24 protein-coding genes are annotated in these 22,786 nt (G+C 65.5%); 8 read left to right on the plus strand and 16 right to left on the minus strand.

Annotation, left to right across the window (positions count from 1 at the left end; translation table 11 throughout):
• Positions 1-160 precede the first annotated feature (160 nt).
• Both AC0L23_RS17635 and AC0L23_RS17640 read left to right on the plus strand, forming a co-directional pair.
• On the plus strand, positions 161-2,131 hold the full coding sequence (locus AC0L23_RS17635) for a methyl-accepting chemotaxis protein (protein ID WP_473357171.1): 1,971 nt from the start codon (positions 161-163) through the stop codon (positions 2,129-2,131).
• 281 nt (positions 2,132-2,412) lie between these two features.
• Positions 2,413-4,101, plus strand: coding sequence for a methyl-accepting chemotaxis protein (locus tag AC0L23_RS17640; protein WP_085384908.1), 1,689 nt, complete (start codon positions 2,413-2,415; stop codon positions 4,099-4,101).
• A 3-nt stretch (positions 4,102-4,104) separates the two neighbouring features.
• On the opposite strand, the gene AC0L23_RS17645 is transcribed toward AC0L23_RS17640, so the two are convergent.
• From AC0L23_RS17645 to ygfZ, 6 genes are all read right to left on the minus strand, one after another.
• On the minus strand, positions 4,105-6,813 hold the full coding sequence (locus tag AC0L23_RS17645; protein WP_085361346.1) for a DUF2339 domain-containing protein: 2,709 nt from the start codon (positions 6,811-6,813) through the stop codon (positions 4,105-4,107).
• Between the two features lie 49 nt (positions 6,814-6,862).
• A complete protein-coding gene (locus AC0L23_RS17650) occupies positions 6,863-7,831 on the minus strand; it encodes an NUDIX hydrolase (protein ID WP_018458831.1) in 969 nt (322 codons plus the stop codon).
• Between the two features lie 205 nt (positions 7,832-8,036).
• Entirely contained in the window at positions 8,037-8,543 is a 507-nt protein-coding gene (locus AC0L23_RS17655) for a tyrosine phosphatase family protein (RefSeq protein ID WP_007607206.1), read from the minus strand.
• A 144-nt stretch (positions 8,544-8,687) separates the two neighbouring features.
• Complete coding sequence (locus tag AC0L23_RS17660) at positions 8,688-9,302, minus strand: YfbR-like 5'-deoxynucleotidase (protein ID WP_085352596.1); 615 nt, start codon at positions 9,300-9,302, stop codon at positions 8,688-8,690.
• Positions 9,299-9,925 carry a DNA-3-methyladenine glycosylase I gene (locus AC0L23_RS17665; RefSeq protein WP_085361347.1) on the minus strand — a complete coding sequence of 209 codons (627 nt, stop codon included), beginning with the start codon at positions 9,923-9,925 and terminating at the stop codon, positions 9,299-9,301. Before AC0L23_RS17665 ends, AC0L23_RS17660 begins: the two co-directional genes overlap by 4 nt.
• Positions 9,922-10,803, minus strand: a complete 882-nt coding sequence (gene ygfZ / locus AC0L23_RS17670) for a CAF17-like 4Fe-4S cluster assembly/insertion protein YgfZ (RefSeq protein ID WP_018458827.1) — start codon at positions 10,801-10,803, stop codon at positions 9,922-9,924. The genes AC0L23_RS17665 and ygfZ overlap by 4 nt, the downstream gene beginning before the upstream one ends.
• A 101-nt stretch (positions 10,804-10,904) precedes the next feature.
• Between ygfZ and AC0L23_RS17675 the strand changes: the two genes are divergently transcribed.
• From AC0L23_RS17675 to AC0L23_RS17695, 5 genes are all read left to right on the plus strand, one after another.
• The gene (locus AC0L23_RS17675) at positions 10,905-12,242 is read left to right on the plus strand and encodes a dihydroorotase (RefSeq protein WP_018458826.1); all 1,338 of its coding nucleotides are present in this window, start codon (positions 10,905-10,907) and stop codon (positions 12,240-12,242) included.
• Entirely contained in the window at positions 12,243-13,112 is an 870-nt protein-coding gene (locus tag AC0L23_RS17680) for a sulfurtransferase (RefSeq protein ID WP_085361348.1), read from the plus strand.
• A gap of 104 nt (positions 13,113-13,216) precedes the next feature.
• Positions 13,217-13,921 (plus strand): RNA polymerase sigma factor, encoded by a 705-nt coding sequence (locus AC0L23_RS17685; protein ID WP_085384928.1) that lies wholly within the window; start codon positions 13,217-13,219, stop codon positions 13,919-13,921.
• A gap of 90 nt (positions 13,922-14,011) precedes the next feature.
• Positions 14,012-14,545: a DUF4142 domain-containing protein gene (locus tag AC0L23_RS17690; RefSeq protein ID WP_085352592.1), complete on the plus strand. Its 534-nt coding sequence runs from the start codon at positions 14,012-14,014 to the stop codon at positions 14,543-14,545.
• A gap of 10 nt (positions 14,546-14,555) precedes the next feature.
• A complete protein-coding gene (locus AC0L23_RS17695) occupies positions 14,556-14,873 on the plus strand; it encodes a cupredoxin domain-containing protein (protein WP_018458822.1) in 318 nt (105 codons plus the stop codon).
• An 86-nt stretch (positions 14,874-14,959) separates the two neighbouring features.
• Here the strand turns inward: AC0L23_RS17695 and AC0L23_RS17700 are convergent, their stop codons facing one another.
• From AC0L23_RS17700 to AC0L23_RS17715, 4 genes are all read right to left on the minus strand, one after another.
• Positions 14,960-15,226, minus strand: a complete 267-nt coding sequence (locus AC0L23_RS17700; protein WP_007594892.1) for a hypothetical protein — start codon at positions 15,224-15,226, stop codon at positions 14,960-14,962.
• 142 nt (positions 15,227-15,368) lie between these two features.
• Positions 15,369-15,746: a TIGR02301 family protein gene (locus tag AC0L23_RS17705; RefSeq protein WP_007607220.1), complete on the minus strand. Its 378-nt coding sequence runs from the start codon at positions 15,744-15,746 to the stop codon at positions 15,369-15,371.
• Between the two features lie 47 nt (positions 15,747-15,793).
• Positions 15,794-16,228: an NUDIX hydrolase gene (locus AC0L23_RS17710; RefSeq protein ID WP_085352591.1), complete on the minus strand. Its 435-nt coding sequence runs from the start codon at positions 16,226-16,228 to the stop codon at positions 15,794-15,796.
• 18 nt (positions 16,229-16,246) lie between these two features.
• A complete protein-coding gene (locus AC0L23_RS17715; protein WP_085352590.1) occupies positions 16,247-16,747 on the minus strand; it encodes a hypothetical protein in 501 nt (166 codons plus the stop codon).
• A 63-nt stretch (positions 16,748-16,810) separates the two neighbouring features.
• Between AC0L23_RS17715 and AC0L23_RS17720 the strand changes: the two genes are divergently transcribed.
• On the plus strand, positions 16,811-17,566 hold the full coding sequence (locus AC0L23_RS17720; RefSeq protein WP_085352589.1) for an SOS response-associated peptidase: 756 nt from the start codon (positions 16,811-16,813) through the stop codon (positions 17,564-17,566).
• A 12-nt stretch (positions 17,567-17,578) separates the two neighbouring features.
• Here AC0L23_RS17720 and AC0L23_RS17725 read toward each other — a convergent pair whose 3' ends face one another.
• From AC0L23_RS17725 to AC0L23_RS17750, 6 genes are all read right to left on the minus strand, one after another.
• Positions 17,579-18,772 carry a CaiB/BaiF CoA transferase family protein gene (locus AC0L23_RS17725; RefSeq protein ID WP_085352588.1) on the minus strand — a complete coding sequence of 398 codons (1,194 nt, stop codon included), beginning with the start codon at positions 18,770-18,772 and terminating at the stop codon, positions 17,579-17,581.
• A 36-nt stretch (positions 18,773-18,808) separates the two neighbouring features.
• Positions 18,809-19,738, minus strand: coding sequence for a glycine reductase (locus tag AC0L23_RS17730; protein WP_085352587.1), 930 nt, complete (start codon positions 19,736-19,738; stop codon positions 18,809-18,811).
• 276 nt (positions 19,739-20,014) lie between these two features.
• Positions 20,015-20,596: an NUDIX hydrolase gene (locus tag AC0L23_RS17735; RefSeq protein WP_085352586.1), complete on the minus strand. Its 582-nt coding sequence runs from the start codon at positions 20,594-20,596 to the stop codon at positions 20,015-20,017.
• Between the two features lie 9 nt (positions 20,597-20,605).
• Positions 20,606-21,049, minus strand: a complete 444-nt coding sequence (locus tag AC0L23_RS17740) for a GNAT family acetyltransferase (RefSeq protein ID WP_085352585.1) — start codon at positions 21,047-21,049, stop codon at positions 20,606-20,608.
• Positions 21,046-22,473: an FAD-binding oxidoreductase gene (locus AC0L23_RS17745; RefSeq protein WP_085352584.1), complete on the minus strand. Its 1,428-nt coding sequence runs from the start codon at positions 22,471-22,473 to the stop codon at positions 21,046-21,048. Before AC0L23_RS17745 ends, AC0L23_RS17740 begins: the two co-directional genes overlap by 4 nt.
• 22 nt (positions 22,474-22,495) lie before the next feature.
• The coding region (locus AC0L23_RS17750; RefSeq protein ID WP_473357172.1) for a Sua5 family C-terminal domain-containing protein at positions 22,496-22,786 on the minus strand (291 nt) is incomplete at its 5' end.

Raw genomic sequence — 22,786 nt, forward strand, 5'->3', positions numbered from 1 at the left:
AGACGCGCGGTGGTTCGCATGCGTTCGCAGTTGGATGTCGCGGCGCGATGAGCCGCACGGTTAACCTTCCGGAAAACCGATGCGGTCATGATCTCCGTAATATTCCGGGTGCCGAGTCGCCCTCCTCGTATTGCGTATCAATCGTATTGGAGCACATTCCATGAGTGGCCCTTCCATTCGTCTCACCCATAAGGTCATGGCGATCGGACTGTTCGGATTGTTGGGTCTCGTCGCCTTCGGCGCGATCTACGAGATCGGCAGTCTCTCCCAGGACGCCTCCCGCGAGATTGCTAACCGCGCTCGTGCGATCGCTGACCTCGACAAACAGCTCTCGATCGAGATGCTGGAGGCCCGCCGCAACGAGAAGAACTTTCAGCAGCGCCGCAACGAGAGCTACGCCAAGGCACATGCCGAATTGATCGGGCCGATCAATCGCGACTTCGACGAGGTGGAGCGGCTGATGTCGGCCGGCGGCTTGGGCGCGCTGTCCGACCGGATGAAGCAGGCCCAGGACGGCTTCAAGCGATACGCGTCGGACTTCGGCGCATTGGTGGCCGCGGAGACCCGGCTCGGCCTAAACGAGACTCTGGGCCTCTCCGGCTCGCTCCGCGCCGCCGTGCACGACATTGAGGCCAAGCTCAAGGAGATCGACGATCCCAGGTCCACGAGCTGGATGCTGATGATGCGCCGGCACGAGAAGGACTTCATGCTGCGGCGCGACCCAAAATACATCGCCGAGATGAAGAAGGCCGCGGTCGAATTCTCCAAGGCGATAGAGGTCGTCGCAATCCCTACGGCAGTGATGAACGACATCACAGCCAAGCTGCAGAAATATCAATCCGAGTTCACGGCGTGGGTGGAGACGGCGCAGCAAACTGCGGCCCTCGACGCCAGCATGATGAAAACGTTCCGTGGGTTGGAACCGAGCATGATCGAGGTGCGCAACACAGTCGAAGACCTCTACAGGAAGGCCGACGTTGCGGAAGCTGCGACCCGCGATGCCGTGCGCATGTGGATGATGGTCGCCTTCGCCATTGCCGTCGTCGTGCTCGCCGCGGTGGGCTTCCTTCTGGGACGTTCGATCTCGAAGGCGCTTGCCGGCATGGTCGGCGCGATGACGCGGCTTGCGCGCGGCGAGCTTTCGATATCCGTTCCGGGCATCGGGCGCAAAGACGAGATCGGCGAGATGGCCGGTGCCGTCGAGGTGTTCAGGACCAATATGGCGGAGGCCGAGCGGCTGCGCACCGAGCAGGTCGAAGCTGAGGCGCGCGGGCGCCAGCAGCGCAAGGCCGACATGCACCGGCTCGCCGATACTTTCGAAGGCGCGGTCGGCGAGATCATCGATACTGTTTCGTCGGCGGCAACCGAGCTGGAGGCCTCGTCAAATACGCTGACGCAGGCTGCCGAGCGCGGCAACGGGCTTGCCACGGTCGTGGCGGCCGCCTCCGAAGAGGCCTCCGCGAACGTGCAGTCGGTGTCTGCAGCGAGCGAGGAAATGACCTCCTCGATCTCCGAGATCAGCCGTCAGGTGCAGGAATCGGCCCGTGTCGCCGACGTGGCGGTCGGGCAGGCCCAGCGCACCAATGCACGCGTCGCCGAACTGTCGAAGGCCGCCGCCCGCATCGGCGACGTGGTCGAACTGATCAACACCATCGCCGCCCAGACCAACCTGCTGGCGCTCAACGCGACGATCGAGGCGGCGCGTGCCGGCGAGGCCGGCCGCGGCTTTGCCGTGGTCGCTTCCGAAGTGAAGGCGCTCGCCGAGCAGACTGCGAAGGCCACGGGCGAGATCGGCCAGCACATCGGCGCGATCCAGACCGCGACGGAAGACTCCGCCGGTGCGATCAAGGAGATCGGCGACACCATCGCGCGGATGTCGGAGATCTCGTCAACCATCGCCGCCGCGGTCGAGGAACAGGGTTCCGCCACGCAAGAGATCTCCCGCAACATCCAGCACGCCGCGAATGGCACCTCCGAAGTCTCGGCGAACATCGGCGATGTCCAGCGTGGCGCAGGCGAAACCGGGGCGGCCTCGGCGCAGGTGCATTCGGCTGCGCAATCGCTGTCGCAGGAGAGCCACCGGCTGAAGAGCGAGGTCGCGCGCTTCCTGGATTCGGTACGGGCGGCGTGACAGCCGTCGCCTTCCGCACATTGCGTCGCAAGTGGACAGGTCGCGTCGCAGCATCAGTTGGCTGTGCAGCTGCACAGTTGGTTGCGGGAGAAATAACGACCGTCAGCGCTGTCCCGTAATTTTACGTAGGGCCCTGTTAACGCCTGCTTGCGACTATGTGTGCAATCTTACGGGACAAGAACCAGCCAGCATTGTTGAACTGACCTCCGTCTCGCCATCTTCGTGGCGGTTTGCGGCGCGGACAATTTGCGCGTTGCCAGGTAACATCGGGATTTGTCGTGATGTCGAAATTGTCGATCGTCTTCAAGCTTCTGGCCGTGTTGTCGGTCCTGGTCCTTTCGCTCGCCGGCGTTGGCGTGACGGCGATCGGCACCATGCAGAACATCAATTCCCATACGGTCGAGATCGCGGAGAGTTGGCTGCCCAGCGTGCGCGCGCTCGGCTCGCTTCGCGCCGACATCAACGAGCTGCGCGTCGCGCTCCGTCTGCATCTGATGCAGGACAGCGTTGAGGGCAAGGACGCCGCCGAGAAGCGCTTGGCCTCGCTGCGCGCGCGCATCGACCAGACCCGCAAGGTCTACGAGCCGCTGATCACTTCCGCCGAGGAGCGCTCGCTCTATGGGCAATGGAGCACGGCGTGGGCCGAGTATCTGAACGGCGTGCAGGACGTGATGGCACTGTCGCGCAAGGGCGTTGGCCGTTTCCCGGTCGACGCCAACGAGCTGCTGCAGACCAAGGTTGCGAAGATGGCCCAGGCCGCCGATCCCCTGCTCCAAAAGGGCATCGAGCTCAACAACCGCGGTGCCGAGCTTGAGACGAAGCAGGCCGCCGACAGCTACGCCATGATCTTCCGCGTGCTGGTCGGCATCATCGTGCTCTCGGTCGTAATCGCGATCGGCGCCGCCTATTATCTCGTGCGCGACGTTTCTCGCGGCATTGCCTCAATCATCCGCCCGATGCAGTCGCTCGGCGAGGGCGACCTCTCGGCCGACGTTCCGCATCGCGGCGAGAAGACCGAAATCGGTTCGATGGCAGATGCGCTGCAGATCTTCAAGGAGGCGCTGATCGCCAAGAAGGCCGCCGACGAGGCCGCTGCGCGCGACGCCGAAGTCAAGATCGAACGCGGTCGCCGCGTCGATGCCATCACCCGCAAGTTCGAAGCCATGATCGGCGAGGTGGTCGGGACCGTCTCCTCGGCCTCGACCGAGCTCGAGGCCTCCGCCTCGACGCTGACCAACACCGCGCAGCGCGGACAGGAACTCGCGACCGTCGTCGCAGCCGCCTCCGAGGAAGCCTCGACCAACGTCCAGGCGGTGGCATCCGCTTCGGAGGAGCTGTCGTCCTCCATCACCGAGATCAGCCGCCGCGTGCAGGATTCGGCGCGGATGGCGGCGGAGGCCGTCGAGCAAGCGGCGCGGACCAACGACCGTGTCAATGCGCTGTCGCACGCGGCGTCCCGCATCGGCGACGTCGTCGAGCTCATCAACACCATCGCGGGCCAGACCAATCTGCTGGCGCTGAACGCGACCATCGAGGCCGCGCGTGCCGGCGATGCGGGCCGCGGATTCGCGGTCGTCGCCTCCGAGGTCAAGGCGCTGGCCGAGCAGACCGCGAAAGCGACCGGTGAGATCGGGGCGCAGGTCTCGGGTATCCAGGCGGCGACGCAGGAATCGGTCAGTGCCATCCAGGAGATCGGCGGCACCATCGAGCGGCTCTCCGAGGTGGCTGCGGCCATTGCCGCCGCCGTCGAGGAGCAGGGCGCGGCCACGCAGGAAATCTCGCGTAACGTGCAGCAGGCCTCGGTCGGCACGCAGGAGGTCTCGTCGAACATCACCAACGTGCAGCGCGGTGCGATCGAGACCGGCGAGGCTTCGACCGAGGTATTGTCGGCGGCGAAATCGCTGGCGACCGACAGCACCCGTCTCAAGGTCGAGGTCGCGCAGTTCCTGGAATCGGTTCGCGCGGCCTGACGCTCACGTGCTCGTCTGCGGAGCCGGCGGCGGTGCGATCTGCCGCCGGAACAGGATACGCTGGTAGAGCCAGCCGATCGCGACCAGCACGATGCCGAGGCACATGAACGATAGCGCGCGGTAGACGCCCGTCAGCGTCGACATGTCGATGACGAATGCTTTCAGGATCGTCAACGCGATCACGACGGCCGATGCCAGCCGCGCCCGCTCCGAATTGACGAGAATGCCGACGCCGAGCAGCACCACGCCGAAGCCGAGCCAGCCGATCGAATAGGTATATTGCTCGGCGCCCGTCGTCGCCCCGGAGGAGAGGATCGGGCCGTGATAGAAGCGGCGGATCTCCAGCGTGACATAGGTCAGCGCGAACAGCAGCGCGCCGCCTGCAATCGTGTTGGCGTAGGCCTTGCCGCGTTCGCCGGCCACGGCATAGGACAAGAGCAGCATCAGCACCGCCGGCAGCGCGTAGCCGAGCAGCAGCAGGTTGAACACGGCGCCACCGACGTCGGTGCGCCATAGCAGCGGGTTCTCCAGGAGCAGGAGGCCGAACACGCCGACGAGCCCGCCGATCACCGTGAGCACGACCGCGCCGACATTGTGCACGACGCTGCGGCTGCGCAGTCGCAGGCGCTCCAGCCCGATCGCCAGGGCGAGCGTGATGCAGACCTGGAGGGCGAATTCGAGCAGAGAGGGTGCTGACGTCATGTTGCCGCCGGTCGCAAAATGGCGGATCTCCATGAAGGCGAGCAGCGCGGTGAACAGGATCGCGGCGCTCTCGAGCATGCGCAGCGGGGCGTCGTCGGCGCGGCGGCGCAGGAACAGGCTCGCCGCCCAGAACGATGCCGCCGGCAGGCCGTAACCCCACAACAGCCAGTTGAAGATCGGCGTGGTTCCGACGGCGTCGCCGACGATGCGCGGATCATAGCCGATCCGAGCGGTGACGAGGCCGGCGAAGATCGCGGCGAGCCAGCGCAGGAACGGGATCGGCCGCTGCATCGAGATCCAGGCGGTGCCGAGCGACATCAGCGCCAGTGCGATCGTGAGCCAGCCCTTCTCCAGCGCAAACGTCAGCGCCAGCGCCAGTGCACCGAGCGTGCCGGTCGCAAACAAGGCCGTGGAGATCATGGCGCCCGGCCGGGTCTCGCGGCGTGCAAGCGCTTCGGTGGCCGCGCCGAAGGCGGCGGCGAGCAGCACCGCGAGGATGGCGAACGGGATCGAGCGATCGAGATGCGCGATGCGTGCGTAGAGCGCGACCAGGATCGCGATCGGCGTCGCGACCCCCGCGACCGACCACACCACCGGAATGATCGCCGAGTTCGAACGTCCCTGCGCGAGGAAGCCCGCGATGCCGAAGCCGGCGGCGAAGATCGCCGCCATCACCAGATGCAGCGTCACCGCGCTATCGATCGCCGTCGGTGCGATGTCGGCCATGGGACCGCCCGGCAGCACGAGCATGTCAGGATTGGCGCGCACCGCCCATTCGGCGAACACGACGAAGACGGTCGCGGCGGCTGCGCCGAGCGCGCCGGTGGCCGCCGGCGCGCGCCAGGCGACAAGCAGCGTCGCGCCGACCAGCAGCGTGAAGGCCATCAGCGCCAGGTCCGCATGGGCGCTCGACAGCACGATCAGCATCGCGCCGAACAGATAGGCACCGAGTGAGCCCGACGAGACCGGCTCGATCTCACCGTCCTCGATCGTCGGGCCGAACATGAAGCCGCAGACCACGAGAAGAGCGGCAAGAACGAATCCTGCGATCACATGGAAAGCGTGCGGCGCGACCTGCAGGTCGCCGGTATCGAGCCCCGGAAAGATCCAGAGCACGGCGAAGGCGATTGTCGTGACCGCAAGCCAACGCCACAGCCGGATACGGGCAAGGCCGAAGCTCGCGGCGGTGACGACGGCGAGATAGATGTAGAGGGCCCAATAGTCCGGCTTGCCGCTGGAGACGAGGATCGGCGTCACGAAGGCGCCGACCACGCCGAGGCCGGCGAGCGCGGGCCCGTGCAGGAGCGCGGCAGCCAGCGTGCCGAGCGCGACGAGGCCGAGCAGCACGAAGGCGGTCGCGGGCACGAGGAAGCCATAGAGCGCGTACGCCGCGTAGATGGTCGCAAATGCCACCGCCGTACCGGCTGCGGTGAGGATAGCGGGAATGTTGGCGATCGGCAGCGCGGCGATGTTGGAGATGCTCTCCTTGCGCCGTGACCATTCGCCGGCGCCCAGCAGCGCCAGCGCGAACACGCCGCCAAGGAACACGCGCACGCCGGGGCCAAGGAGGCCAGCCTCGATCGAATAGCGCACCATGAAGAAGCCGCCGAGCGCGAGCGCCAGGCCGCCGATCCAGACTACCCAGCGCGTGCCGAGCCGTTCCTCGAACCCGGGCGCGGGTGCGGGCAGCGGCGGCGTCGCGTCGGCCTCGGTGCTCGCTTCGCGCGGAGGCGGTGAAATATCTTCGGTGACGAGCGGGGGCGGCGCCTCGGCTCTGGCTTCGGCTTGGGGCACAAGCGGCGGCGGCGCTGCGGAAGTTGTGGGGGGCGCGTCAGCCCACACATCTGCGGGGATCAGCGGCGGCTGCACGGGCCGTTGCGCGCGGAACATCTCTTCGAGCGAGCTTAGCCGTCGTCGCAGTTCAGCCGCCTGGCTGGAAGCCTTGATCGCGATGATGAAGGCGATGATCGCAATGATCAGCGCGAAGACGTCAAACGGGCCGTCAGACATAAAGCCTCCAGGCAACCGGCGGGCAGGGGCCGATCACGCATATCTCGGGTTAGCGCCGGGAGCGTACGCGCAAGCCCGGCGCGGGTCGCTCCTGAAGCACGTCGCGACGGAAGCGGTAGAGCGCCGCCGGACGTCCGCCCGTCTGTGTCGACATCACCCCGGTCGGTTCGACCAGGGCTTCCATTTCGACCAGGCGGCGGAAATTTTGTTTGTGCAGGTGTCGGCCGGAGATCGCCTCCACCGTATACTGCAATTCGGTAAGTGTGAACTCGGCGGGCAAAAGTTCAAAGACCACAGGACGATACTTCAGTTTTGCACGCAGTCGCGCGACCGCTGTCGCAAGAATCCGGCGGTGGTCGAAGCGCATGGATGTGCCGAGCGCGGACAGCGCCTTGCGCGCTAATGCCGCAGGGCGACCATCGCGCCGCGCTTCCTCGACCAGCCCTGCCTCGTACAGGAGCTCGTAGCGGTCGAGCACGCGCTCCTCGTCCCAGGACGCGCCGTCGAGACCGAAATAGAACCGCATCCGATCCTTGCGCGGCAATGCGCGCGTCGTCTCCGGCGTCTCCTCTTCGGCCCAGCCGGTCAATGCCGGGATGATGTCGTCCGCGATGATCGCGGGCGGCCCCTCGCGCCAGTCCTCCCAAGGCAGGAAGCGATACCACGGCGCGAAGCTCGCACTCGTGGCTGCCAGTTCGCCGCCGAAGGCGCGCGTCAGTGCGAGATAGCCGATCGACACCATGTGCGCGCCGGTGTCGCCAGCCTCGGCATGCCGGCCGCGATCGCCGAACGTGTAGAGCTGCTCGACATAGCCGAGCCGCAGGCCCGTCTGTTCCTCGACCCACGCCCGCAGCCCGATCTCGAAAGTGCGATGGCTAGGCGCATCGAACGGGCCGAACGGCAGGCCGGCCAGGCCGTCACTGTCGCGCGCGGTGAGGATCAGCGGTTCGTGATCCTCGATCGCGACGATCGCGGCGGTCAGGCCGATCTCGATCGGCGTCAGCAGCTTTTCGCTCATGCGATGGCGATCGCCGGTGCGGCCGTGAACTGGTCATGCCCGGGCTTGTCCCGGGCATCCACGTTCTTCGTGCCGCAGCAAAGGTCGTGGATGGCCGGGACAAGCCCGGCCATGACGATGTGGAGGCGTCTGCGTAAAGGCTCGCATGCGATTGCTCTGCTCGCAAGCGGGAGAGGGGGCACACCTGTGCTGTGGTGCGCAACTGTCATTCGAGCTCGATCACGAAGGGGCGGCCCTCGACCATCATCGCGCCCGGGCCCATCTCGTCGAGTGCGCGCAGCATGCGGCCGTTGCGCCCCAGCGCACGGTCGGCAAGGCCGACGATGCGGCGGTTCGGTGAGGCGATCGGGGACGCCGCCCGGATCTTCTTCGCGATCTCGGTCTCGTCGCGATTCGGATTGAGTGCGCACACGGCGGCAAAGGCGCTCGCGGTGGAGCGGCTGATGCCGGCATAGCAATGCACCACCAGCGGCGCGTCGCGGTCCCAGCCGCGCACGAAGTTCAGCACCTGCTCGATATGCGTTTCCGACGGCGCGACGAAGCCGTCCATCTCCTCGGTGATGTCGTCCATCGACACCTTGAGATGGTTGGCCGGCAGCACCGACACCGGCCGCGCCACCTGTTCGACATTGGCCATCACGGTCAGCACGTGGCTGGCCTTGGTGAGGCGGACGGTTTCGGGAAGGGCGGCGAGGGAGCAGACGTGGATCATGGCGGACCTTTTTCCGCAGATTATAGCGAGCGTTGGCGGGGTGGGCAAAGCGAAGCGTACCCACCACTTTCGTCTCATTGCGCAAAACAGTGGGCGGCAAGGGCCCCTTTGCCCGCCCTGCAGGACTCTAACCCACGACAACGATCACGCAAACACGGCGCCAAACCGCTCCAGAAACTGCTTCTCGGCCCGGGCAGCCGTCCAGGGGGTGAGATAGTCGCGCCGGACGCTGTCGGACAGGCCGGGATCCTTGCCGAACAGGCGCTTGGCCTCGCTCTCGCTGAAGCCGGCAAGCGTCGTTGCCTCCAGATAGGCCGCGCCGCGATCGGCGGCCTTGATCGCCAGCGTGATCTCGTCCGGCAGTACCGGCGGCAGGCCAAAGCGGATGTGAATCGCGCCGAGCAGACGTTTCTCGACCGCCTTGTAATGACCGTCGAGCACGGCCTTGAACGGCGAGATCATGTCGCCGATCACATATTCGGGCGCGTCATGCAGCAGCGCGGCAAGCCGCATGCGCTGATCCACGCGGGGATTCTCGTGCCGCATCACGGTTTCGACCAGCAGCGTATGCTGCGCGACAGAGAAGATGTGTGCGCCGATGGTCTGGCCGTTCCAGCGGGCAACACGCGCCAGCCCATGCGCGACGTCGGCGATCTCGATATCGAGCGGGGAGGGATCGAGCAAATCGAGCCGCCGGCCCGACAGCATGCGTTGCCAGGCGCGGGTGTCGGCGCCGCGGTCCGTCTTCTTCGCGCTCATTTGGCCTTGAGGCGCGGCTTGCGCTGCGACTTGCCGCAGCTCGCGTGACAATGGCAGTCGACGAGATGATCGTTGACCATGCCGGTCGCCTCCATGAAGGCATAGACGATGGTCGGGCCGACGAATTTGAAGCCGCGCGAGGCCAGCTCCTTGGAGATCTGCATGGAGAGCGGCGTCGAGGCAGGCACGCTCGCGGTGGTCTTGAAATGATTGACCTTGGGCCTTCCGTCCATGAAGTCCCACAGGAATTTCGAGAAGCCGGGGCCCTTCTCCATGATGGCGAGATAGGATTTCGCGCTTGATATCGCGCCGTCGATCTTGGCCTTGTTGCGCACGATGCCGGCATCGTTCATCAGCGCGTGAACCTTCTTCTCGTTGTAGCGTGCGATCTTTTCCGGCTGGAAATCGTCGAAGGCTTTGCGAAAATTGTCGCGCTTGCGCAGGATCGTGATCCAGGACAAGCCGGCCTGGAAACCGTCGAGGATCAGCTTCTCATAGAGCGCGCGGTCGTCATATTCCGGCACGCCCCATTCAGTATCGTGATAGGCGACGTAAAGCGGATCTTCGCCGGGCCAGGGGCAACGCGTCTTTCCGTCGGGATGCAGGCGAGGGGCACGGCTCATGCGATGGGTTGCTTCGTTGGAATGCGCACGACGTCTGGTTCCGCAAGCCTCACAGCGAGCCCACCGGCAGTCAGCGCCTGTCCCGCATCGAGCGCATCGGCGACGCGGTCGATGCGCACCAGCGCGATACCCTTTCCTTTCGCCGACGAGCCCATCGTGCCGACCGGCTTATCGCCGGCCATGACGCTGACGCCGGGCTCAGGCGAGAAATCCTCGAGCAGCACCTTCACGCTGCGGGTGCGCGCGGTGCCCCGATGCTGCATGCGCGAGACGACCTCCTGGCCGACATAGCAGCCCTTGTCGAAATCGACGCCGGAAAGGCGGTCCATGTTGGTCTCGTGCGGGAACGCATCGCTGTAGGTGAAATCGAGCCCGCCTCGCGGCACGCCGAGCGCGATGCGGTGGGCCTCGTATGCGGCGGCGTCGACGAGTTCGGCGCCGATCAGATCGGACAGCTTCTGTTGGAGGTCTTGAGGGATCAGGATGCGATAGCCGAGGTCTTCATTGCGCGGATCGGCGAAGGCGAGGTCGGGCTGGGCCGCAGGCTTGCCGTCCCAGGCCGCGAGCACGCCGAGATCCTCGGACAGGTTTTCCACCGTGACCTTGGCGCGCAGCTTGTAGAATTTCAGCTTGGTGGCGAGGCCGTCGGCAAGCGGCTTCGGGCAATCGATCAGGAACCCGCCGCCATGGCCGGCAGGCGCTTCCGTGATCAGGAAATCCACGATGATCTTGCCCTGCGGCGTCAGCAGCGCGCCGAATCGGCCCAGGCCCGGCTTCAGCTTGTCGACATCGGTCGTGACGAGGCCATTGAGGAAGTTGCGCGCATCCTCGCCCGCGACCTTGATCACGCCCCGGTCCGGAAGAAACGCTGATTTCATACGAAAATCTCTTGCGACATGTTGCTCCGGAACGTAAGCCCGCAAGGCAAAAACGACAAGACCTCAAGCCCCGCGCTTGGGGACGAGAGAGGCCTTCAGCCATGACCCAGCGTTTCGACGTGATCCTCAAGGGCGGCACTGTCGTCAACCAGGACGGCGAGGGGACCCGCGATGTCGGCGTCGTCAACGGTCGCATTGCCGAGATCGGCGCGCTGTCGCAGGCTTCCGCCGCGGAAGTGATCGACTGCAAGGGCCTGCACATCCTGCCCGGCGTGATGGATACGCAGGTGCATTTCCGCGAGCCCGGGCTGGAGCAGAAGGAAGATCTCGAGACCGGCTCGCGCAGCGCCGTAATGGGCGGCGTCACCGCCGTGTTCGAGATGCCAAACACCGCGCCGTTGACCGTGACGGAGGCCACCTTCACCGACAAGGTGAAGCGCGCCCATCACCGCATGCATTGCGACTTCGCCTTCTTCATCGGCGGCACCCGCGAGAATGTGCAGGACCTGCCGGTGCTGGAGCGTGCGCCCGGCTGCGCCGGCGTCAAGGTGTTCATCGGCTCCTCGACCGGCGCGCTCTTGGTGGAGGATGACGAAAGCCTGCGCCGCATCTTCCAGGTGATCCGGCGCCGCGCGGCGTTCCACGCCGAGGACGAATACCGCCTCAACGACCGCAAATCGCTGCGTATCGAGGGCGACACGCGCTCGCACCCGGTGTGGCGCGACGAGACCGCCGCGCTGATGGCGACGCAGCGGCTGGTGAAGCTCGCACACGAGACCGGCAAGCGCATCCACGTGCTGCATATCTCGACCAAGGAAGAGATCGAATTTTTGCGCGACCACAAGGACGTCGCCTCCTGCGAGGCGACGCCGCATCATCTCACGCTGGTTGCGCCCGAATGCTACGAGCGGCTCGGCACGCTGGCCCAGATGAACCCGCCGGTGCGCGGCGCCGATCACCGCGCCGGGATCTGGCGCGGCATCGAGCAGGGCATCATCGACGTGCTCGGCTCGGACCACGCCCCGCATACGCTGGAAGAGAAACAGAAGACCTATCCGGCCTCGCCCTCCGGCATGACCGGCGTGCAGACGCTGGTGCCGCTCATGCTCGACCACGTCAATGCGGGTCGGCTGTCGCTGGCGCGTTTCGTCGATCTCACCAGCGCCGGCCCCGCGCGCCTCTACAACATGGCCTGCAAGGGGCGGATCGCCGCCGGCTATGACGCCGACTTCACCGTCGTCGATCTCAAGCGCAGCGAGACCATCACCAACAAATGGGTCGCGTCCAAGGCCGGCTGGACCCCCTATGACGGGTTGCGCGTCACCGGCTGGCCCGTAGGCACCTTCATCCGCGGCCGCCGCGTGATGTGGCAGGGCGAGCTCGTGACGGCCGCGCAAGGTGAGCCGGTGCGGTTTCTGGAGACGCTGAGGGAGGAGTGAATGACCGAACCGACACCCCTCATCACCACCGAGCAACTTGCAGCCCAGCTCGGCGATCCCAACCTGCGCCTCTACGACTGCACGACCTACAACGAGCCGGTGCCGCCAGGCAGCGATGTGCCCTATCGCGCCGTGCCGGGCGATAAGACGTTCGAGGCCGGCCATATTCCGGGGGCCGATTTTCTCGACCTGCAAGGCGAGTTCTCCGACGCCTCTGCGCAGCAATTCTTCATGATGCCTGATGTGGCCCAGCTGGAGGCCGCCTTCGGCCGCCACGGCCTCGATGCATCCAAGTCCGTCGTGCTCTACAGCATCGGCACCATGATGTGGTCGACGCGGGTCTGGTGGATGCTGCGCTCGCTCGGCGTCGACGCGCGGGTGCTCGACGGCGGCCTCGACAAATGGAAGGACGAGGGACGCCCAGTCGTAACAGGCGCCCCGAAGGGCTATCCGGCCACGACCTTCAAGGCCACACCGCGCGCAGGCTTCTTCGTCGACAAGAATGCAGTGAAGGCGCGGCTGGGCGATCCCGCGACTGTTATCGTCAACGCGCTCGGTCCCCAATTTCATCGCGGCCTCGAGCCGAGTCGCTACGGGCGGCCCGGCCGCATTCCCGGCAGCGTCAACGTATCAGCGGCAGTTCTCACCAATGCCGACAAGACGCTGACGACGCTCGCCGATGCCGAAGCCAAATTCGCCGCGGCAGGCGTCACCCGCGACAAGAACGTGATCTGCTATTGCGGCGGCGGCATCTCGGCGACGATCGACCTGCTGCTGCTGACGCAGCTCGGCTACGACAAGCTGACGCTGTACGATGCCTCGATGGGGGAGTGGGCGAAGGATCCGGCGCTGCCGATCGAGACGGATTAGGACATTCCTTGGCCCCTCCCCAGGGGAGGGACAGAAAGTTGGGAACCTTTCCCTTGGGGCGGCATCCAATGTCCGGAACGAAGCCAAACGAGCAGGTGACCGCCATGCCACGGATCGCAGCCGGCCTGTCCGCCGGCGCCAAGACTTCAGAAATCAGGACATTGGAAGCCGAACTGGTCGAGCGGGCGCGGGGCCGTGACGAGGCCGCGCTGCGCGAGATCATGCAGGCCAACAACCGCAGGCTCTATCGTCTGGCGCGCGGAATTCTGCGCAGCGACAGCGAAGCCGAGGATGTCGTTCAGGAAACCTATGTCCGCGCTTTCACCCATCTCGACGGATTCCGCGGCGAATCCGGACTGTCGACGTGGCTGTCGCGCATCGCCATCAACGAGGCACTTGGCCGGGCGCGAAGCGCCAGGCCGCAGGTCGAGCTCGGCTCGGTGCCCGAAGCGACGCTCGAGGCGCAGATCATCAAATTTCCCGCTTCTCCCCCAGGCGATCCGGAAAGGACCATGGCCCAACGTGAAATCCAGCGCGTCGTCGAGCGCGCCATCGATGAATTACCGGATGTCTTCCGCATGGTCTTCGTCGCCCGCGTCATGGAAGGGATGAACATCGAGGAGACCGCCGAGCTGCTCGGCGTCAGGCCCGAGACCGTGAAGACGCGGCTGCACCGTGCGCGGACCATGCTGCGCGAGAACGTCGAAAAGGAGATCGGTCCGGTGGTGATGGATGCGTTCCCGTTCGCCGGGTGGCGCTGCGAGCGGCTGACCGTGTCAGTGCTGAAGCGGCTTGGCATCGGCGGCTGAATTTTTCGGGAACGTTTGCGCGAGAATTCCATCCAACGCCTGTGAAGCAACGCGCCGGCAAAACGTCCGGCACCACAGGAGTGTCAAACCATGTTCGTTCGTTGGACCACGGCGATCGCCGCTGCAATTTTGTTGTCGAGCCCCGCGCTGCTGCAAGGCGCCAGAGCAGCCGACAAGCTGACCGATCCGCAGATCGCCCATATCGCCTACACCGCGGGCGTGATCGACATCAACGCAGCCAAGCAGGCGCAGAAGAAAGCCAAGAATAAGGACGTGAAGGCGTTTGCCGAGGACATGCTGCGCGACCACGAGGCCGTCAACAAGCAGGCGCTCGCGCTGGTCAAGAAGCTGAACGTCACGCCTGAAGACAACGACACCAGCAAAGCGCTGTCAAAGCAGGCGAGCGAGAAGCTCGCCGAACTGGACAAGCTGAGCGGTGCGGCCTTCGACAAGGCCTATGTCGCGAACGAGGTCGCCTACCACAAGACGGTCAACGGCGCGCTGGAAACCCAGCTCATTCCGTCCGCCAGCAATGCCGAACTGAAGAGCCTGCTGCAGACCGGCCTGAAAATCTTCCAGGGCCATCAGCAGCACGCCGAGCACGTCGCGGCGGAGCTGAAATAGGGAGGCGATGATGCTGGGACGATTGTCCGCGATCGCGACAGCGGTCCTGCTCGTGGCGGTGGCCGTCCCGGCGCACGCTGCGACCATCGAGATCACGATGGAGAATCTCGAAGTGTCGCCGAAAGACGCTTCGGCCAAGGTCGGCGACACCATTGAATGGATCAACAAGGACGTCTTCGTCCACACCGCGACAGCCAGGAACGGCGATTTCGACGTCAACCTGCCGGCGAAAAAATCAGGGACGTTGGTTCTGAAGAAGGCGGGCACGATCGATTATTACTGTCGCTTTCATCCCAACATGAAAGCGACGCTCAAGATCGAGCCGTAACGGGCTCGGAGCGTATTCCCGACCGAAGCTGGCCCCGCCTACGTGGCGGGGTCATTTTCGGCAAGGCTTACTGCCTGGAGAAAGACTTACTGTCTGGAAATGTCGACCGAGAATTCGCCGTTGCGGATGCGGCCGGGAAAGCCTTCGACGAACTTCGCCACCGCGTCCTCGCCATAGGTGCCGACGAGCTCGGCAAGGGCCGCAAACAGGCTCGCCTGCGCCAGGCAGTCGCCGTCGACGCCATCATGGCGCGCTTCGGCCCAGGCCTCGTTGAGATAACTCAGTGCGGCCTGCTTCTGCTCGTGATCGGGCAGCGGCGCGCGTGCGGGAGCGTAGGACACTGGATGGCTCATGAAACTCGTCGGGGCTGGGGCGCAATCCACGGCGATGCGCTGTGCGAGAGGTGTAGCACGCACGTTAACGCCCGCTAGGCCACATCTTTAGGAACGGTTAACGGCTGTGTACAAAGTCGATGACAGGGTTCCCGCCGCTGTCTCAGTTCGCGTAACGCGCCGTGAGATCGCGCGAGATCTTGGCGCCTTCCTCGATATAGCGGCGGATCGCCACCGTCGCGGCCGGCGTGCAGCTCCGGTAGGTCTGCTGAAAACCGTTATAGCCGCGGTTGAAGCCGGCGATCATGCGGGTGCGGCGTTCGCCGGCGGGGGTTTCGGCATCGATCAGCGCCTGCATCTCGCTGCGCCATTTGTTGCCCTCGTTGGACCCGCAGATGCCGCGCAGATAGTGCAGCCCGCCGAGGATCTCCGCCAGTCGCTGCAAATCGCCGTCAAACGGCGCTGCCCCGTCCTGAGCCCTCGTGGGCACCGAGGCGCAGGCGAGAATCAGGGCAAAAATGGCCAGAAATCGCGTCGACATCGGCCGGGTGTATGCCTCCTCGGGGCGATAGACGCAAGGCGGGGCCGTCAGGGGCCCATCAGCCGGTGAGCGGACTGGATGACCTCTTCCAGCCCGCCGGTCAGCTTGAGGTCGCCAAGGCTCGCCAGGGCCTTTGGGGCGATCCAGCGGTAGTCGTCGAGCTCGTCGTTGAGAACCGGCTCCCGGGCCACCCAGCGGGCGGCAAAGGACATGATCAGGTAGTGGCCGGCGCCGGCCGCGGCCGGCAGCACTTCGCGCCAGCCCGCGAGGCCAATGATTTCAATATCTAGCCCGGTCTCCTCGTCGATCTCGCGCGCCAGCGCCTGGTGCAGCGATTCGCCGAACTCGACCCGGCCGCCCGGCAGCGAATAGAACCCCTTTGCCGGCGAGCGTGCGCGACGGGTCAGAAGCACCTTGCCGTCACGAAAAATCGCGGCACTGACCGCGATCTGGGGACGGGTGGGCTGAACGATCGCAGCCATGACTTCACCTGCTCGGGCTCAGTTCGCCATGATGTTGTCGACGTCGGCTTCCGCGCCGCCATTGATGATGCCGCCGCAGGCCGCGATCAGCGGCTTGACCCAGTGGGCGGCCTGCTCGGCGAGGCGAACGCGGGTCGTGTCCTTCTCGACCTCGCGCATGGCCGAGCCGACCGCCGTCAGGATCGAGGTCATGGTGTCGGTGAGGTGGTCGAACTGGGCGCGCACGTTCGGGTCGGCCTTTTCATAGGCCTCGATCGCCAGATCCCGGGCCTTGAAGTTCGAGGCGGTGAAATGCTCGGCATAGGACAGCGGCGACCAGGTCAGAAAATCTTCCGCGCATTCCGGCATGTCGGGGACCATTTCCAGCAGCATCACGGCTTCATTGAAATGGTTGAGATAGTCGGTGGCAAGCCCGGTCCGCGGGTTGATGTTGGCCACGCGCAGCCGCTCGGCCCAGGCTGCAGCCTCGGGCCCCGTCTGTCCATGCATTCGCGCCGGCTGGGAGACCGTTGAGCTCATCTGCCGCAGTGTTAACGTTCGGGGTTAAAAGGACCTGAACGGACCCTATATAGGCCCTCAAGGATGTGTGGACGCTTCGTCATAACTTCGGCCCCCGCGGCTTTGCGGCAACTGTTCGGCTACATTGAGCAGCCGAACTTCCCGCCCCGGTTCAATGTGGCCCCGACACAACCGATTCCGGTCGTGCTGGCCGAGAACGGCGCGCGCCATTTTCGCCTGATGCGCTGGGGTTTGCTGCCGGGTTGGGTCAAGGATCCCAAGGGATTTTCGCTCCTGATCAATGCCCGTTCCGAGACCGTGCTGGAGAAGCCCGCTTTCAAGAACGCGATTCGCCGGCGCCGCGGCCTGATTCCGGCCGACGGCTATTACGAATGGAAGGCGGAGGGTGGGCGCAAGCAGCCGTTCTTCATCCATCGCGCCGGCGGCGCGCCGCTCGGCTTTGCAGCGGTGTTCGAGACCTGGGTCGGGCCGAACGGCGAGGAGCTCGACACGGTCGCGATCGTCACGGCGGCGGCGAGCGAGGATCTCGCCACGCTCCATGATCGCGTGCCCGTCACCATCAGCCCGCGCGATTTCGAGCGCTGGCTCGACAGCCGCAGCGATGACCTCGATGCGGTGTTGCCGCTGATGACCGCCCCGCGCATCGGCGAATTCGCCTGGCACCCGGTCTCCACCCGCGTCAACCGCGTCGCCAATGACGACGACCAGTTGCTCCTGCCGATCAGCGCGGAGGACATGGAGGCGGAGGCGCCGAAGAAGAAGGTGGTGCGGAAAGCGGCGGCCGGGCCGGCTGATGACGGGCAGGGGTCGTTGTTTTAAGCGGCTTCGCCCTTACACGATCTCCCGCGCCCGTAGTGCTGCGATCTCCGCTGCGTCAAATCCCAGCTCGCCCAGCACCGCATCCGTATCCGCGCCGAGCTCCGGCGCCATCCGGTCGAGCCTGCCGCCGCCATGCGCGAGCTTGAATCCGCTGCCGGCGAAACGAAGCCGGCCGTAGGGCGTATCGAGTTCCTGGATCGCGCCGCGCGCCTTGATCTGCGGATGGTCGATGACTTCCTCGACCTTCCAGATGCTGGCGCAGGGCGCGCCGGCGTCTTCCAGAATGGTCTCCCATTCGCGCGCAGGCCTTGCCGCGAGCGCCTCTTCGATGATGGCGCGCAGCGCCGGCTCGTTCTCGTTGCGCGCAAACCAGTCGGCAAAGCGCGGATCGCTGAGCGTGTCCTCGCGGCCGAGCGCAGACATCAGTGCGCGATATTGCTTCTCGTTGTTGACGGCGAGCAGGATGTGACCGTCGCCGCATCTAAACAAATTCGCCGTGGTCCTGCGGCTGACGGCCTGATTCCCCGACAGCTGCTGGCGATGGCCCGCGACCGACCAGTCCGCGATCTGCCCCGACAGGAACGCCATCGTCGCCTCCAGCATGGAGACGTCGATGAGCTGGCCCTTGCCGGTGCGGTCGCGCTGGTAAAGCGCGCTCGACACGCCGAACGCAGCGGTGGCGCCCGACAGCACGTCGCACACCGCAAAGCCGGCGCGGGTCGGCCCAGTCTCGGGATGACCCGTGATCGCCATGATGCCGGACAGCGCCTGCATCTTGCCGTCATAGCCGGGGCGCAGCCGGTCCGGACCGGTCTGGCCGAAGCCGGACACCGCGCAGTAGATCAGCTTCGGATTGATCGCGGACAGCGCCTCGTAGCCGATGCCGAGCTTGTCCATCACGCCGGGGCGGAAATTCTCCATGACGACGTCGACTTGCGCGGCGAGCTTCTTCACGATCGCGATCGCATCGGGCTTTTGCAGGTCGAGCGTCAGGCTGCGCTTGTTGCCGTTGATGGCCTGGAACGCGGGCGCGAGCCCGCGCTCCGCCCATTCGCGTGACAGCGGCGTGCGGCGCATGTCCTCGCCCTCGCGCCGCTCGACCTTGATGACGTCGGCGCCCAGCAGCGCGAGCTGGTAGCTCGCATAGGGGCCGGCCAGCACTTGCGTGAAGTCCAGGATCTTCACGCCCTCGAACGGTCGCGTCACGTCGCTCTCCCTGTTTGTTTTGGTTGTCGGAGGACGTCAGGCCGCGCGATTGCCGCGCGCGATCTCCTTCTGCTTGTCAAATTCGGCACGGCGGCGCGCCAGCTCTTCGGCTGAGAGCTGCGCGACGTTGTTGTAGTCGAGCTTCCAGGAAGCGTCCTCGCTCCAGCGCAGCGGCGACTGCATCGTGGTCTGCGGGCCGCTCGCGGTCTCCAGCAGTCTGAGCGCCAGCTCGAGCGTCTGCGCCTGCGAGGCGATGTCGTGCGGCTTGCCGGCGGAATTGCCGAGCGGGAAATCCGAGAACAGGAAGCGCGGCACGGCGGCGTGCTCGATGATGTCCTTGGCGCAGCCCATGATCACGGTCGGAATGCCGTTCGCCTCGAGATGCCGGGCCACCAGCGCTGTGGTCTGGTGGCAGACCGGACAGTTCGGCACCAGCACGGCGACATCGACCTTGTCGGCAAGGCAGCGCGCCAGAATTTCCGGCGCGTCGGTGTCGAGGGTGACGCGATGACTGCGGTTGGTCGGCGCGCCGAAGAAGCGCGGCGCCACCTCGCCGATGCGCTCCGCCGCGCTCGCCTTCAAGAGTTGCGGCAGCGGAAACCAGGTGCCGTTGTCGGTGGCCGTGGTGTGCTTGCGGTCGTAGCCGATATGCGAGATGCGAAGGTCGTGGGGCTTCGCCGTGTCGCCCTCATAGACCTGGTAGAATTTCGCGCCGCCATTATACGCCGCGCTCGGTCCCTGGTCGCCCTTGGTGGGGTCGTATGGCGCGGCGGTCGTGATGATGGTGACGCTTGATTGCGACAACGGCTTCTTTAGCGGCTGGAACGGCGCCTCGGTGTAGTGAGCCCAGCGATACGCCGTGGTGTAGCCAATCGCGGCGTAATAGTCCCGCGTGCGCTGCATATAGGGAACGGGGGCGTCATAGTCGGGCGCAAAGCCGAATTCGTCGTCGCGCGAAGCGGACATGGGGCGCGTCTCCTGGTTCTTGTTGGCGACAGACTAGAGATAGTCGGGGGTGAGCTCAACGGGGGGCGGGGCAATGCAGGTCAGAATTGCACTGATAGAGCCAGGTCCGCTTTTTCCCCTCTCCCCTTGCGGGCGAGGGTGGCTTGCCGCGAAGCGGCGAGACGGGTGAGGGGTCTCTCGCGTGCTCAACTGCATGAGATGCGCGCGCGGACAGAAACCCCTCATCCGCCGCTTCGCGCCACCTTCTCCTGCAAGGGGAGAAGGAAGGAAGACAACCTACCGAAACACATGCAGCGCCACATGCTGCAGCAGCATGATCGCCTTGGCGTCGATGATACGCCCGTCCGCGATCATCGCCAGCGCCTCGTCAATGCCGAGCTCCAGCACCTCGATGTCCTCGCCTTCGTGTTCGAGGCCGCCGCCGTCGCTGACCCGCATCTCCGGCTCGTACTCGGCGACGAAGAAATGCAGCTTCTCGGTGATGGCGCCGGGGCTCATAAACGCTTCGAACACCTTGTGGACGTGGTGCAGGCGATAGCCGGTTTCCTCCTCGGCCTCGGCGCGGATGCGCACCTCGGGCGAGGCGTCGTCGAGCACCCCGGCGGCGGCTTCGATCAGGAGATCGTCGTAACCGCGGATGAAGGCCGGCAAGCGGAATTGCTTCACCAGGATCACCGTGCGCCGCGCTCGGTTGTAGGGCAGCACGGCGGCGGCGTTGTCGCGCTCATAGGTCTCGCGGTGCTGCGTCTGCCATTCGCCATTGGCGCGCCGGTACTCGAACGTGGTGGTCTTGAGGGGGGTCCAGCCGTCCGAGAGCACGCGGACGTCCTTGATGCGAACGCGGTCGGATATGGTCATGCTTCGATCTCAGTTGCTTGGCGTTGTGGTGCGGCCGTCGATCCACTTCTGGAACATCACCGAGGTCGATTCCTCGAAACCCAGCGACTGGTAGAACGCATTGGCCTGCTCATTGCCGCGCCGGACCAGCAGCTGGAGCTTCAAAATTCCAGCCGCGCGCAGCCAGTCTTCGGCCGCGGCCATGATCACTCGGCCGTAGCCACGCTTCTGGCTATCCGGATCGACCGCAACGTAATAGACCCAGCCGCGATGGCCGTCATGGCCCACCATGACGGTGGCGACGATGGCGCCGTTGTCGCGGCCGAGCAGGATGGTGGAATTGTCGCGCCGTCGCGCCAGCGCGATGTCGGCATGCGGATCGTTCCACGGCCGCGTCAGCCCGCAGCGCTGCCACAGCGCGACCACGGGCTCGACATCGGCCTCGGTGATCGCGTCGATCTTGAGCCCACTCACAGCACTTTTCCCGGGTTCATGATTCCAAGCGGATCGAGCATCGCCTTGAGCTGTCGCATCAACTCAATTGCGGTCTTGTCCTTCACGTCGGGCAACTCGTCGCGCTTGAGCACGCCGATGCCGTGCTCCGCCGAGATCGAGCCGCCCATACGCAGCACGATGGCGAACACGACCGCGTTCATCTCGTGCCAGCGCGCCAGATAGTCCGCGGTGTTGGCGCCGATGGGCTGGCTGACATTGTAGTGCAGATTGCCGTCGCCGAGATGGCCGAACGGCACCGGCCGCGCGCCGGGAATCAGCTTCACCACGGCTTCATTGGCCTCGGCGATGAAGGCCGGCACGGTGGCCACCGGCACGGAGATGTCGTGCTTGATCGAGCCGCCCTCCGGCTTTTGTGCTGACGACATTTCGTCGCGCAGCTTCCAGAAGCCGGCGCGCTGGGTCAGATTGGCCGCGATCACCGCGTCGTCGACGATCTCGTCCTCCATGGCGCGGCCAAGGATCGTTTCCAGCGGCGTCCGGGCGTCATCGCCGGGCGACGACAATTCCATCAGCACGTACCAGGCATGCTTTTGCGCGAGCGGATCGCGCACGTCGATGCCGTGGCGGATCGAGAAATCGACCGCCATCTCCGAGAGCAGCTCGAAGCTCGTCAGCGCATTGGCGGCCTCGCTTTGCGCGATCGCCAGCAGCTTCAGCGCGGCGTCCGGCGACTTCAGCCCGACGAAGGCGGTCTCGATCGACCGCGGCTTCGGAAACAGCTTCAGCGTCGCCGCCGTGATGATGCCGAGCGTGCCTTCGGCGCCGATGAACAGGTTGTGCAGATTGTAGCCGGTGTTGTCCTTCTTCAGCTTCGACAGCACGTTGAGCACGCGACCGTCCGCCAGCACCACCTCGAGCCCCAGCGCCATCTCGCGCGCGACGCCATAGGCCAGCGCGGCCGTGCCGCCGGCATTGGTCGAGAGATTGCCGCCGATGGTGCAGCTGCCCTCCGCCCCCAGCGACAGCGGAAACAGCCGGTCCACGTCCGCGGCCTTCTGCTGCGCGATCTGCAGCACGACGCCGGCCTCGCAGGTCATAGTGTTGGAGGCGGTGTCGATCTCGCGGATCTTGTCGAGCCGGCGCAGCGACACCACCACCTCGCCATTGTGCGGGGTCTGGCCGCCGACGAGCCCGGTGTTGCCGCCCTGTGGCACCAGCGCGATCTTGTGCTCGGAGGCGAGCTTGCAGATTGCGGCGACTTGCGCGGTCGAGCCCGGGCGCAGCACCAGCGGCGAGCGGCCGTGGAATAGATTGCGCTCTTCGGTGACGTAGGCCTCGATGTCGGCTACATCGGTGATGGCGTGCCTCTCGCCGACGATCTTGCGGAATTGTTCGATCAGCTCGGGCGCAAGCGGAGGGGTGGCGGGATGATTAATGTTCATTGTCTTGTCTCTTGCTTCGCTCTTATCGCGCCACAGCCGCCCGGCGCAGCCGGTCGTTGATCGCTTCGCCCAGATCCTCTTCGGGGATCGCCATCACGGCGATCGCCCGCGGCCCCCCAGCATCGAGGGCGCGAAGATAGCCGAACAGATTGGCGGCGGCTTCATCGAGATCGCCGGTGGGCGACAAATTCATGACGGCGACGGCGGCCTCCAGACCAGGCAGGCGGGGGGGGGGGGCCCCCCCCCCCCCCCCAAGGCGGGTTTGGCGCATCAGGACCTGTTCGCGATCCAGCGCGAGACGCACGTCCGGATC

It is taken from the genome of Bradyrhizobium sp. MI1.4, assembly GCF_055811315.1.